The sequence below is a fragment of the Streptomyces sp. NPDC107517 genome, assembly GCF_055582645.1.
This window is the reverse complement of record NZ_JBVJPM010000006.1, coordinates 201685-214151: the sequence shown is the minus strand read 5'-3', so window position 1 is coordinate 214151 and position 12467 is coordinate 201685. Positions and strand designations below refer to the sequence as shown.

The window sequence follows — 12467 nt, the reverse complement described above, 5'->3', positions numbered from 1 at the left end:
TGACGAACACAGATACCGCTCGACCGGGCGTCACCGTCAGCGGGGGAGGCCGCTTGGACTGTCCGCCGGCCCCCCGAAGAGGTCGACGCGGCTCAGCCCGCTCGAACCGTCATCGGCTGCTGTCATCGGACGACGTCGAACACCTGCTTCTGCACGCCGTTGGCGTACGCCTCGGACCCGACCAGCTTGAGCTTCTGGGTGTCCTTGTCCGTGGCGCTGTACAGCCGCTTGCCCGCGCCGAGCAGCAGCGGGAAGACGAGCAGGTGGTAGCGGTCGATGAGGCAGGCGTCGGAAAGGCTCCGGTTGAGGGCGGCGCTGCCGTGGATGACGATCGGCCCGCCCTCCGTCTCCTTGAGAGCGGCGACCTCGTCGAGGGAGCGCAGGATCGTGGTCTCGCCCCAGTCCGCGACGAGATCGTCCTCGGTGAGGCCGGTGGAGACGACGTACTTCGGCATGACCTTGTACCGGGCGAACTCCTCCATGCCGGGCCAGACGGGACTGAACGCCTCGTAGCTGACACGGCCCATCATCATGGCGGCGGCCTCCTCCTGCTCGCGGCCCTTGATCTCGAACGCCTCCGGAAGGAACTCGACCTCCTTGAAGGTCCATCCGGAGTTCCGGTAGCCGGGCTCGCCACCCGGGGCCTCGACGACGCCGTCGAGCGAGACGAAGGCGGTGCTGATCAGCGTGCGCATCTCACGGTCTCCTTGTGTGCTTCTTCATGGCCGGCCGCCGCGGCTGCTCGCCCGCGGATCTCCACTGTCACTGACTGAATGACTGCGGAGCCCGCACAAAATCATCGGCGCGCACCGGGCCGCTCAGGTGTTGGTGTCCGACGACGGAGCCACCTGGTGGAAGGTGCCGGCCGGCACCCCTTGGATACCGGTCCCCGATGGCGGCAGCAGGGACAGGAGTTGCCGCGTGTGGCCGGGCAGTTCCACCTCCGCCAGACCGGTGATGAGATCCCTGAGCGGGAGGGGCTGATTGACCTGGACCTTGTCGTGGGACAGCAGTAAGGCGGGCACCAGCGTGTTGAGTTCGGTCTCGCTCAGCATCGGCCCGCCGAGGGCGCAGAGCGCGTCGGCCTGGAGGCGGACGCGCTCACGGAGCCCTGCGTTGCCGCCGGCGAGACCGATGACGCGCTCGATGGTCCAGGTGTCGTGTGCCATGCGGTTGTCGTACGTGGTGGGTGCTCCCGCGGACGCGGCGGCGACGGTCGCGATGGTGGTGGCGTTGACGATGGCTACGTGCGCCAGGATCTGGTCGGCGTTCCATTCGCCGGTAGGTGGGACGGGCATCGCGTCCCCGGAGCCGGCCACTGTGGCGGCCGCCTCCAGGAGCGTGCGGTAGGCGTCCCTAAGAGGGATGGTGGCCATCACGTCTCCTGTCGTCAGTCCTGCGAGGGGTGCCGGGGGGGAGGGGGCGTCGTGCCTGCCCCTTCAGGCGTGGGTGCCGGCCATGTCCCACGGTGCCTGCGGGAGCACCTCGCCGGTCTCGAGCAGTGACTTGAGGTTCGCCAGGACGGCCGGCCAGCCCTGTGAAATGCCGTTCAGCATCTCCGTGTCGGGAAGGTTCTCGTGGGTCACGGTGAGCCGGACGATGTCTTCGTGCGGCTCGACGAGGAAGGTGACGACGGACGGGTCGCGCCGCGTCCGGGCATCCGGGGTGTCCTCGAACGTGATGACCAGGCGCGTCGGAGGCTCGGCTTCGAGGACCTGACCGACGACGTCGACGGCCCCCGATCCGTCGACGCGCCGGTGCTCCCAGGCCGATCCCGGCTCCCAGTCGGAGACGTTGGCGTGTCCCCAGTAGCGCGCTGTCAGGTCTGCGTCCGTCAGCGCCTGCCACACCTGCTCCGCACCGGCCCGGATGTAGGTGACGTAGACGTAGGACGGTACGGATGCTGATCCGCTGGTCATGGCGTACTCCTCTGCCTGGTTCCTGATGGCACTGATCGCTTGCAGCCGGGGCCTGTCGAACTCGGAGATCCAGCGTTCCTGGATCTCGTGGATCGGGGCCGGATTGAGGTAGTGAAGCCGTTCGCGTCCGCGCCGGACGACGGTCACGAGGCCGGCCCGCCCGAGGATGTCGAGATGCTGGGTGGCCGACTGGCGCGCCATCTCCAGGCGGTCGCACAGCTCGCGCAGTGTCTGGCCGTTGTGCTCGCGCAGACGGTCGAGCAGCCGCCGTCGGGTGGGGTCGGCCAGCGCCTTGAAGACCTGGTCCATCGCAGTCGCTTCGAAACTCACACTCCGATTATGCAGGTATTCACCTGCATAATGCCAGTGGTGGCGAGGAGCGGGTTCATGGACACCCGGTATGCGTCCTGGCCGTCTCCCGTGTCAGAGGTCGACGGTGGGCGGTGTGAGTGTGGGCGTGGCGGTGGGTTCGGCGGAGGATTCCGGGCGTGTCGGAACACCGCGTCGTCCCGCCAGCCGGCACCCGAGGCAGTCCGCGTGCCCGTCGCGCGCGGCGCGGTCCCGGCCTCTGTGATCCGCAGGTCGCGGGCCTGGACGCTTGCCCCAGCCCGCGATGTGCAGACCCCATGTGATCGGCGCCGCCGCGGCCAGGACGCAGATCCCCAGCCAGATCCCCGGGCGCCAGCCGCAGATGCCGAGCCCGGTGACGATCGCCCCGGCCGTGGCGACCGCGAAGCCGGCCCACCCGGCGACGGTGTGCCCCTCATCGCGGTGGTGTGCGGTGGCCTGCCCACCGGGTTGTCCGCCGGGGCGCCTCGCCAGTGGCCCGTCGAGTGGCCCGTTCCGGTGTCCGTCCAGTTGCCCGTTCATGGGCTGAGGGCCTCCCTGATGGAGTTCGCTATTTGTTGAGTGACCGATCAAGAAAGGACCGTAGCATGAGTTTTTGAGTGAACGCTCTAGAATGGTGAGCATGAGCAAGGCACGAGGGCGTCCGCGCACGTTCGACCGGGACGCGGCGCTGTGGGCGGCCATCCGGCTGTTCTGGGAGCGAGGCTTCGAGGCGACGTCTCTTGGTGAGCTGACGGTGGCGATGGACATCCGCCCGGGCAGCCTCTACGCGGCGTTCGGCGACAAGAAGGCGCTGTTCAGGGAGGCCGTCGAGGTGTACGGGCGGTCGCCGATGGGGTCCTTCCCGGCTCGTGCGCTGGCCGAGGAGCCGACGGCCCGCGGGGCCGTGTCCCGGATCCTGCGTGAGGCGGCGGCGATCTACGCGGATCCGTCGCACCCGCCGGGCTGCCTGGCCATCAGCGCGGCCACCAACGTCACCGTGCATGACGAGGAGATCGCGAAGTTCCTGCGCGACGTGCGCAACGTGGGCGTCGCTGCCATCGAGGAGCGGTTGCGCCGGGCCGAGGGGGACGGGGAGCTGCAGCCTGGGACCGATGCGTCGGCCCTGGCGTCGTACTTCGCCACGATCGTGCAGGGGCTTTCGCAGCGCGCACGGGACGGAGCCGGCAGGGAGGAGCTGTCCCAGGTGGCCGAGCTGGCGCTGGCCGCGTGGCCGAGCGGCGACTGACGCCCATCCCTGTCCGGCTCGTCCTGGCGCCCACGCCCGCCACCGCGACCCGCCGGCGCGACTGAGCCTGCCGTCGACGGGCCCGACGCTCAACACACATACGGGTGTGGATCAGTTGTGGCCCAGGCGCTCGCGCAGCACCGTGCTCAGGGAGGTCGGTTCGCGCCCGATCAGGTTGGCCAGAGTGGGGTCGACCGTTGCGAACTCGCCCGCGCGGCTGGCGGTGAAGACACCGAGCAGCTGGTCGGCGGTCTCGGCGGGGACGCCGTGGCCCACGAGCTGCTCGCGGAACGCGTCGTCAGGTGTCGTGATCCTCTTGACGCTGCGGCCGTGCGCTTGCGACGCGATGCCGGCGATGTCGGCGAAGGTCAGTGCCTGCGCGGCGGTGAGCGGCGGGGTCGGGCCGTCGAAGCGGCCCTCGTCGGCGAGGAGGGCGGCCGCCGCGTCGGCGAGGTCGGCGTGCGCGGTCCAGCTCACCGGCCCGTCCGCGGGGAGTTCGGCCTCACCGGACTCCAGTCCGTGCCCCAGGAACTGCAGCGCGCTCGTGGCGTAGAAGCCGTTGCGCAGCGCGGTGTACGGCACGCCGCAGGTCCGCAGGGACTCTTCGGTGGCGGCGTGGTCACGGCAGGGCTCGAAATGCGACGTGGCGCTCGCGCCCATGTGGCTGGTGTAGAGGATGCGCCGGGCGCCCGCCGCAACCGCGCCCGCGATTGCGGCGCGATGCTGCCGCACGGCCTCCTCGCCCATCTTGTCGACGGAGACGATCAGCACTTGCGAGGCGCCCTCGAAGGCGTGAGCGAGACCGGCGGTGTCGCTGAAACTCCCTTGCCGTACACGTATCCCCCGGTCTGCGAGGTCGTGGGCCTTCTGCGGGTCGCGGACGCTGACGCCGACCCGCTCCGCGGGTGCGCGTGTCAGCAGGCTCTCGACGATCTGACGCCCGAGCATTCCGGTCGCTCCGGTCACGATGATCATGGTTGCTCCAACGCTTGGTTCCAGCGGAATCTGATTTAGCGTATCAGCGATATTAACGATGGTATCGCTCCTGCTGTACCGTTGATATATGCCACCACGTTCACGAGGCAGCCGCGGCGTGGCCGCCGTCGATTCTGAGACGCCCGCACCCATGGCGCGCGAAGAGCCCCGGCAGCGGGTGATCGAGGCTGCCGCGGATCTGTTGGCGCGCGAGGGTCGTGACGCGGTCACGACGCGCGCCGTCGCGGTCGCCGCCGGCCTGCAACCGCCCGCTATCTACCGGCTGTTCGGCGACAAGGACGGACTGCTCGAAGCGGTGGCCGAGCACGGCTTCGCCAAGTTCCTCGCGGGCAAGACCGTGGCCCCGCATCCGCAGGACCCGATCGAGGATCTGCGGGCCGGCTGGGATCTGGCCGTCGAGTTCGGGCTGGACAACCCCGCGCTCTACACGCTGATGTACAGCGAACCCACGACCACTTCGTCGGCCGCGTTCGAGGCGGGCATGAAGATCCTCATGGGGCGGATCCGGCGGCTGGCCGCCGGCGGCTGGCTGCGGGTCGACGAGGAGTTCGCCGCCATGATCATCCACGCCACGGCGCGCGGCGCGGTCCTCACCTGGCTGTCACTGCCCGAGGAGCAGCGCAATCCGGCCCTGTTGACCACGCTTCGAGAGTCCATGGTCGCCACCGTCACCAACGAGGAGCCGGCCGTGCAGGCCGCCGGCCCGGCCGGCGCGGCGCGCGCCCTGCGTGCCGCGCTGCCTGAACAGACAACCCTCAGCGGAGCGGAGGAGCGCCTGCTGACCGAGTGGCTGGAACGTCTCGCCGCCGACGGCTGACCCGCCGGGCCACTCCAGCCCGTACGCGCTCCGGCAGCCGAAGCCTGCTTGTGCCTGGCAACGCGCCGTGTCCTGCGCCTGCTTGCGCCGAGCATCTCGCTTCGTCCTGCGCCCGCTGGTGCCAAGCACCTCGCCGTCCGTGTCCCGTGCCCGCTTGTACCCGAACACCGCGTCGATGCCCGGATCTTGTGGCTTCTGCCAGTACGACCGTCTGCCGGGGTGCGGGAAGACTTCCCGTCAGTGGCCGCGGCGTCTCCGGGGGGAACGGGGGCCGGGCCAAGGGGATGACCAAGCGCAGGGGAGGACATCACGGTGAGCGTGCAGCAGCAGTACGACGAGATCGGTGAGGCGTTCGAGGGGTTCAAGGCCCTGCCGCTGGCGCAGTACGGGGAGGTGCCCGGCTTCCTGGGCATGGTCGGCGATGTGCGCGGCAAGTCGGTCCTCGACCTGGCCTCCGGTACCGGCTTTTACAGCAGGGAGTTCAAGCGGCGCGGCGCCACGGAGGTGCTCGGAATCGACATCTCCGGTGAAATGGTCGCCGTGGCCGAGAAGCTGGAGCAGCGCGATCCGTTGGGCGTGCGTTACGAGGTGGGCGATGTGTCCCAACTGCGGCCCCTCGGGCGGCGCTTCGACATCGCCACAGCCGTCCAGTTGCTCAACTACGCGCAGAGCATCGCCGCCTTCGAGCGGATGTGCCGCAACGTGCACCGCAACCTGGCGCCCGGCGCCGAGTTCTTCCTGCTCAACCAGGCACCCGACCACCGCTTCGACGGGCCGTCACTCGACAAGTACGGCTTCCGCGCCGAGCTCACCGGCGAGGAGGCCGAGACCGGACCGCGCGTCCGGATCTCGGCGTTGCTCGAGCCGCCGGTCGGGCCGATCTCGTTCGTCACCACGTGCCCGCGCCGCGAGGTCTACGAAGAGTGCCTGCGGGCGGCCGGATTCGGTGAGGTGACGTGGGTCCCGCTGAAGGTGTCCGACGCCGGCGTGCGCGAGTTCGGCGCGGACTTCTGGGCGGACTTCCTCGCCAACCCCCCGCTGGAGATGCTGCGCTGCCGCGCCTGAGGACCGACCGGATCCCGGCGCCGCCGCCCGAGCGTCTCTGCAGCCGGCACGGCTCACAGATGCCTGCCCTGTAGCCCGCCCGGTGGCAAAGTGCCGCGCGCCCGCTCGTGCCTGTCGTCAGGTCGGCCGCACCTGGCAGCACAATCGCCCCTGTGAGAACGCATGGGCGTGTGCGAGCGGCACGCGGCACCGAGGGGAACGACCGATGGACACAGCAGCATCTCCGGACCGCCGACTTCTGCTCGCCGGCGCACTCGCGAGTGCCACGGTCGCGCTGGCGGGGTGCACACCGACCAAAGCCGTCACCGCGCCGACCAGTAGCAGCACCACGCCCATTCCGAGGCCCTCCACGCCCGCGGCGGCCTTCGCGAGACTGATGGAGGGCAACAAGCGCTGGGTGAGCGGAGACCTCCAGCACCCCGACCGGGATCCGGACCGGCGCGAGCTGGTGGCTCAGCAGCAGGAGCCGTACGGATCGGTCCTCTCGTGCATCGACTCCCGCGTACCGCCCGAGCTCCTCTTCGACACCGGGCTCGGCGACCTCTACGTCATGCGCACGGGCGGCGAGGCGGTCGGGCCCGTCGTCATCGGCTCCGTCGAGTACGGGCCCATGACGAGCGGCACCCCGCTCATCGTGGTCCTCGGCCATCAGCGCTGCGGAGCCGTCAAGGCGGCGTACGAGTCGCTGCGCGACGACAAGCCGCTGCCGGGCAACCTGCAGGCGATCGTCAAGGCTCTGCAACCGGCGTACAAGCAGGCAGTCCGCGAGGGCGGCGGCGACCCCGTAGAGACCATGGCCCGCGCGCAGGTCACCTTGACCGCGGCCGGTCTGCGCACCAACAACGACCTCGCCCCTCTCGTGAAGAAGGGGGACCTCGCCGTCGTGGGCGCCTACTACTCACTCGACACGGGCAAGGTGGAAGTCCTGGCCGGCGCTCCCTCCTGAACGGATCCGCCCTGAACCGATCAGCCTTGAACCGATCAGCCTTGAACCCCGCCCTGAACAGACTCGCGCCGCAGAGCACTTCAGCCGGCGAGCAAGTCGATGGAGCGTCACCCCGGGCACGCGGTCCCACCGGTGCCGGGTCGGGAGCGTGTGGACGGGGCGCGGGACCGGTGCCGTCTCGCCGTCGGTGATCAGCGCGGTGAGTTCCGGCGCGCACCCGTCGACCTCTCCCGCGACGCGGGCGGTCGCGGCGGTGGCATCGGTGGCGTCGGTGAAGTCGATGCCCGGGAGCCACTCGGCGGGGCAGTACAGCTGGACGTACGTGTGAAGGATGTTCCCCGCCTCGCGGTGCGCGGAGATCCGCTTGCCCGGGGCGAGGGCGAACATCCCGCCGTCGCCGTTGCTTCGGCCGCCGCGGTGTGCCGCTCGTCGGCGTCGTACAGGTGGGTCTCGATGAACGTCGTTCCCACGTACTGGGGCTCGGTGCCGGAGACCCGCGATCTCGTCCGGCATGACCCGGGCGGTCTACGCCGCCGGGAGGCGCCGCACGGATCGGGGAAGGGTCTGAAGATGCGCCTGGTACCTGAGCGGCTGGCGAAGCTGCTGAGCCGTGTCCCGAGCGGGCGTCAGCTCGTGAAACGGCTGCGGCACCCGGTCGCCGTGCAGACGCTGAGGGCCACGGCCGCGTCGACGATCGCCTACGTCATCGCCCTGCACCTCAGCCGCGAACCGGCCCCCCTCACCGCCCCTCTGACCGCTCTCCTCGTCGTGCAGGTGACCCTGTACGCGACCGTGAAGACGAGCATCAGCCGCATCAACTCCGTGGTCGTCGGGGTGTTCATCGCCATCGGGTTCAGCGCCTTGGTAGGGCTGACCTGGTGGAGTCTGGGGCTGATCATCCTGGCCTCGCTCACCATCGGCCCCTTCGTGCGCGCGAACGAGTTCGTGCCCGAGGTGGCGATCAGCGCCATGCTCGTACTCGGCGTCACCCGCGTGGCATCGAGCGCATGGGACCGCGTACTGGAAACCCTGATCGGAGCCCTGACCGGGCTCGCGTTCAACCTCTTCTTCGCCCCGCCCCTCTGGGTGGACACCGCGGGCGACGCCCTGGAGGACCTCGCCCGGCGCATGCGCCGGCTGCTGCTCGACCTCAGCGACCAGCTCGACGAGGAGACCCACTGGCCACTTGCGGCGGCACGGCTCCACGAGGCGCGCCGCCTCGATCAGGACATCGCCGACGTGGACGCCTCCCTGCGGCAGGCCGAGGACAGCCTCCGGCTCAATCCGCGTGTACGGGAAGGGCGACTGCACCGCGTGGTGCTGCGGACCGGCCTCGACACGCTCGAAATCTGCACCGTCGTGCTGCGCGTCATCGCCCGGACCCTCACGGACCTGGCCAAACAGCGTGAGGAGGGGCCGCTGCTCGCGCCCGAGGTGTCGAACGCCATGCGTGATCTCCTCGGCAACGTCGCGGACGCCGTCGTCAGTTTCGCCGTACTCGTCGGCACCGGAACCAGCTCGGAATCGGAAACGGCCGAGGACCGCCTGGTCAGCCACCTCGCCGCCGCCAATACCCAGCGCGAACACGTCGCGCAATTGCTTCTGGACACCGTCCAGGACGACCCGAGCCAGTGGCAGCTGCAGGGGGCTCTGCTCACCGAGATCGATCGCATCCTCGCCGAACTCGACACGGAACACCGCACACAGCGCCTGATGGAGGAACTGGACCGCAACGCCGTACAGCTGCACGAACGCTTCCCGGCGCTGGTCGGGGTGCAGCGATGGGCCCGCGAGCACAGGCCGCGCGTACGCCGGAAGGGCGCGTGACGGAGAGGGGGCGGCGCCGGTCAGGTGCCCGTCAGCGCCGTCCTGAGCTCGTGCAGTGATTCCCGTATGAACTGCGACATCTCACGGTCCTCGGCCGCGCCGATCCACCGCTCGAAGCCCACCTTGAAGACGGCGACGCCCGCCTCGGCGGTCAGGCTTGCGGCCGGTTCCGCCACGCCGCGTCGGCGCAGGGTGTCGGCGAGCGCGGCCGACATCGAGGCGAGCTTGATGAGCTCGCGCTCCTGGAGTTCCGCGGTCGCCATGATCACGGCCTGACGCTGCCGCGCGAAGTCTCGGCGGTCGGCGAAGAACTCGGCGACCGTGTCGAGGCCCACGGCCACCGCGTCGATCGGCGCCGCAGACTTCGGAACGCCGGCGACCGCTTGCACGAGCGCCTCCTCCAGCCGGCTGGAGCCGGCGAAGAGGACCTCGCGCTTGTCCGCGTAGTGCCGAAAGAACGTGCGCTCCGTGAGTCCGGCCCGTTTGGCGATCTCCGCCACGGTCGTCTGCTCGAACCCGCGCTCGCTGTAGAGCTCCAGTGCCGCGTTCGCCAGACGCCCACGCGCGTTCGGCTCCCATCTACCCATGGCCAGATCTTACGTGATGACAGTGAATGACATCAGGTGTAGCGTTGATGACAGGTACTGACATCACCGTGTGCCACCTGTCATCGACTCCTTGGGGTTTCTCATGCGCATCTTCGTGACCGGCGCGTCCGGTTGGATCGGCTCCGCCGTCGTTCCCGAGCTCATCGACGCGGGGCACGAGGTCGTCGGGCTGGCACGCTCCGACGCCTCCGCGGCCGCGCTCGCCGCCGCCAGGGCCGAGGTCGTGCGCGGCACCGTCGACGACCTCGACGTACTGCGTGACGCGGCCGCCGCGTCGGACGGGGTGATCCACCTTGCCTTCAAGCACGACATCGCCTTCACCGGCGACTTCCAGGGGGCCGCGGAGGCGGACCGCCGCGCCGTGGACACCATCGGCGCCGCGCTCGTGGGCACCGACCGGCCCTTCGTCATCGCCTCCGGCGTGGCCGGCCTCGCGCCCGGACGGGTGTCGACCGAGCACGACAAGGCCACGAACGACGGTTCGCCGATCTCCCTTCGCGTGGCCACCGCAGATGCGGTGCTGGCACTCGCCTCGCAGGGTGTGCGCTCGTCCGTGGTGCGCCTCTCTCCCACCTGCCACGGCGACGGGGACAACGGATTCATGGCGGCGCTGGTCGCCACTGCCCGCGCCAAGGGCGTCTCCGGCTACCTCGGCGACGGCGCCAACCGCTGGCCGGCCGTCCACCGGCTCGACGCCGCCCACCTGTTCCGCCTCGCGGTCGAAAAGGCCCCCGCCGGATCGGTGCTGCACGGCGTCGCGGAGGAGGGCGTCGCCATCCGCGATGTCGCCGAAGTGATCGGCCGCCACCTCGACGTGCCGGTGACCTCCGTGGCTCCCGAGAGCGCCGCCGAGCACTTCACCTGGCTCAGCGCCTTCGTCGGGATCGACGCCCCGGCGTCGAACACGCTGACCCGCCAACTGCTGGCCTGGGAGCCGACTCAGCCCGGCCTCCTCGAAGACCTCGACAAGGGGCACTACTTCCAGGCACCGGCGACTACTTCCTGACGCGAGCCGCGGGGCCGACGTCGACGCACGCCGATCGCGGCACAGCTCGGTGGGCTCGTCTCACGTGGAACGGTCGCTGCGTCGACGGAGCATCTGTCTCGCCACGCCCGACCCCGCACGGCCGGCGGCACGGGACGGGTGTGTCGGCCGGCGAGCCGATCCCCCGCTGCCCGCTGTCGTGCGCGTTTCCCCGGCCAGGGCTTACGGGTGAAGTGCCTGGGCTCACGGGCGAAGTGGTTGACGCCGACATGCGTCACCTCGACTCCACAGACGCCAGCAGACCCTCTCTTCTTGGAGACGTTCAGTTGGCCAGGGCGCCGATCTCGTCGTGGATTCGTTCAGTGAGTGCTTGGGCCAGGTGGCGGTGGCTGTGGTCGGTGATGGCGGTGACGACCGACGTGCTGCCGTGATGGATGGCGGTGACTGCGAGGGGGTGGCCCGGGCCGAGCGGTGGGATGCCCGCCATCGCGGTGAGTCGCGCCGGTCCGAGAGTGAGTTCTCCGGCGTGTGTGGACACGCTGCTGCACAGGAGGGAGAAGTAGCGGGGTGAGTCGACGTAACGGCCCGCTGCGTTGCTCAGAGGGGTGATCTTGCGTGGTCGTGATGAGACCACGCCGGCCTGGGCGCGTGCCCTGGCGCCGATGGCGCTTCGCCGGATGAAGGAGTCGACGGCGGCGAGTCTCAGCCGCGCGTCCCGTTGCCGGGGGAGCGGCACCCGGACGGTGGCGTAATGGTTGCCGAGGAGCTGTGATTCCTCACGGGTGCGTACGTCGACGGGGACCAGGGCGCAGACGCCGGGCCACGTCGACAGTGGCCGGTCGGTGAGGCCCATCGTTCGCAGCGCTCCCGCCGTGGCGGAGAGGAAGACCGCGTTGGTGGAGGCGCGTTCGGCTGACCCGGCGGAGCGCAATGAGTCGCGGGCCGCGTCGAGTTCCTTGCGTGGCACCTGGCGGAAGGACAGGACTCGGTGAGGGTCCACCGGACCGTGAAAGGGCAGTGGGCGTGCCTTGGGAAGCAAGTCGCCCAAATTCCAAGCGAGTTGGCGGGATCGGGACGGTGTGTCCGCTGTCGCCGGGCCGCCGGCTCGCGGAGGGTGCAGGGCGCCGGTCTCGTCGAAAAGGGCGCGGAGCAACGTGGCGATCGACCTGCCGTCGAGCAGTGCGTGATGGGCGCGGAACAGGAGGACGAAGCCGCCCGTGGTGGGGATGAGGTGCAGCTGCCATGGGGGGCGGCATGGGGCGAGCGGTGTGGTGAACAGGGCTGCGATGTGCGCTTCGAGCCCCGTCGCGGTGACGTCGGGGCTCTCGGCGATGTGGTGACCGGCCTCGAAGGGCCCACCGGTCGACCACAGCGGCCAACTCTCGCAGGGGGGATCGGTCTCGCGTGCGCTCGGCATCTGACGTAGCCGCTCGTAGCGCGCAAGGCGATCACCGGCCAGGCGGCGAAGGGCTGACAGAGTGGGCGGAGGGCCCTCGAACCAGGCGAGCAGCGCCGCCGTCATGCTGGATCCGCCCCTGCTCTGCTGGCGGTGCATCCAGGCGTCCAGCGGTGGCATAGGGGTGCCGGGGTGCGAGGTGTCGTGTTCGGTGGATGCCAACGGCGTGGCGAGGTGTGGTGGCGGGGCTTGTTGCGTCATGGGGGATCCTCACGCTGTTGTCGGCGGTGGCCTGCTCCGTTCGGTGTGTCCGGCGCGCGCCGGGCCGGGGC

13 protein-coding genes and 1 pseudogene are annotated in these 12467 nt (G+C 70.0%); 6 read left to right on the top strand and 8 right to left on the bottom strand.

Annotation, left to right across the window (positions count from 1 at the left end; genetic code table 11):
* Window positions 1–122 precede the first annotated feature (122 nt).
* The 4 genes from ACZ67T_RS16880 to ACZ67T_RS16865 all read right to left on the bottom strand — a co-directional run bounded on the left by ACZ67T_RS16880 (window position 123) and on the right by ACZ67T_RS16865 (window position 2789).
* A complete protein-coding gene (locus ACZ67T_RS16880) occupies window positions 123–695 on the bottom strand; it encodes a dihydrofolate reductase family protein (protein WP_469984705.1) in 573 nt (190 codons plus the stop codon).
* A 123-nt stretch (window positions 696–818) separates the two neighbouring features.
* Window positions 819–1376 carry a hypothetical protein gene (locus ACZ67T_RS16875; RefSeq protein WP_469984704.1) on the bottom strand — a complete coding sequence of 186 codons (558 nt, stop codon included), beginning with the start codon at window positions 1374–1376 and terminating at the stop codon, window positions 819–821.
* 63 nt (window positions 1377–1439) lie between these two features.
* Entirely contained in the window at window positions 1440–2228 is a 789-nt protein-coding gene (locus ACZ67T_RS16870) for an ArsR/SmtB family transcription factor (protein WP_469985007.1), read from the bottom strand.
* 114 nt (window positions 2229–2342) lie between these two features.
* A complete protein-coding gene (locus ACZ67T_RS16865) occupies window positions 2343–2789 on the bottom strand; it encodes an HGxxPAAW family protein (protein ID WP_469984703.1) in 447 nt (148 codons plus the stop codon).
* A 91-nt stretch (window positions 2790–2880) separates the two neighbouring features.
* Here ACZ67T_RS16865 and ACZ67T_RS16860 point away from each other — a divergent pair, with 91 nt between their 5' ends.
* A complete protein-coding gene (locus tag ACZ67T_RS16860) occupies window positions 2881–3495 on the top strand; it encodes a TetR/AcrR family transcriptional regulator (RefSeq protein ID WP_469985006.1) in 615 nt (204 codons plus the stop codon).
* Window positions 3496–3606: 111 nt separating this feature from the next.
* Here ACZ67T_RS16860 and ACZ67T_RS16855 read toward each other — a convergent pair whose 3' ends face one another.
* The gene (locus ACZ67T_RS16855) at window positions 3607–4470 is read right to left on the bottom strand and encodes an NmrA family NAD(P)-binding protein (protein WP_469984701.1); all 864 of its coding nucleotides are present in this window, start codon (window positions 4468–4470) and stop codon (window positions 3607–3609) included.
* Between the two features lie 151 nt (window positions 4471–4621).
* On the opposite strand from ACZ67T_RS16855, the gene ACZ67T_RS16850 reads away from it, so the two are divergent.
* From ACZ67T_RS16850 to ACZ67T_RS16840, 3 genes are all read left to right on the top strand, one after another.
* On the top strand, window positions 4622–5308 hold the full coding sequence (locus tag ACZ67T_RS16850) for a TetR/AcrR family transcriptional regulator (RefSeq protein ID WP_469984699.1): 687 nt from the start codon (window positions 4622–4624) through the stop codon (window positions 5306–5308).
* A 312-nt stretch (window positions 5309–5620) separates the two neighbouring features.
* Window positions 5621–6373: a class I SAM-dependent methyltransferase gene (locus ACZ67T_RS16845; RefSeq protein ID WP_469984698.1), complete on the top strand. Its 753-nt coding sequence runs from the start codon at window positions 5621–5623 to the stop codon at window positions 6371–6373.
* A 205-nt stretch (window positions 6374–6578) separates the two neighbouring features.
* Window positions 6579–7319 carry a carbonic anhydrase gene (locus tag ACZ67T_RS16840; protein WP_469984696.1) on the top strand — a complete coding sequence of 247 codons (741 nt, stop codon included), beginning with the start codon at window positions 6579–6581 and terminating at the stop codon, window positions 7317–7319.
* Window positions 7320–7421: 102 nt separating this feature from the next.
* Here the strand turns inward: ACZ67T_RS16840 and ACZ67T_RS16835 are convergent.
* Window positions 7422–7828, bottom strand: a pseudogene (locus ACZ67T_RS16835) (FAD-dependent monooxygenase); the annotation flags it as partial.
* 61 nt (window positions 7829–7889) lie between these two features.
* Between ACZ67T_RS16835 and ACZ67T_RS16830 the strand changes: the two are divergent.
* On the top strand, window positions 7890–9146 hold the full coding sequence (locus ACZ67T_RS16830) for an FUSC family protein (RefSeq protein WP_469985005.1): 1257 nt from the start codon (window positions 7890–7892) through the stop codon (window positions 9144–9146).
* A 20-nt stretch (window positions 9147–9166) separates the two neighbouring features.
* Here ACZ67T_RS16830 and ACZ67T_RS16825 read toward each other — a convergent pair whose 3' ends face one another.
* A complete protein-coding gene (locus ACZ67T_RS16825) occupies window positions 9167–9733 on the bottom strand; it encodes a TetR family transcriptional regulator (RefSeq protein WP_469984694.1) in 567 nt (188 codons plus the stop codon).
* Window positions 9734–9836: 103 nt separating this feature from the next.
* Here ACZ67T_RS16825 and ACZ67T_RS16820 point away from each other — a divergent pair, with 103 nt between their 5' ends.
* A complete protein-coding gene (locus tag ACZ67T_RS16820; RefSeq protein ID WP_469984692.1) occupies window positions 9837–10760 on the top strand; it encodes an SDR family oxidoreductase in 924 nt (307 codons plus the stop codon).
* Between the two features lie 301 nt (window positions 10761–11061).
* On the opposite strand, the gene ACZ67T_RS16815 is transcribed toward ACZ67T_RS16820, so the two are convergent.
* Complete coding sequence (locus ACZ67T_RS16815; RefSeq protein WP_469984691.1) at window positions 11062–12396, bottom strand: wax ester/triacylglycerol synthase domain-containing protein; 1335 nt, start codon at window positions 12394–12396, stop codon at window positions 11062–11064.
* Window positions 12397–12467: the final 71 nt, after the last annotated feature.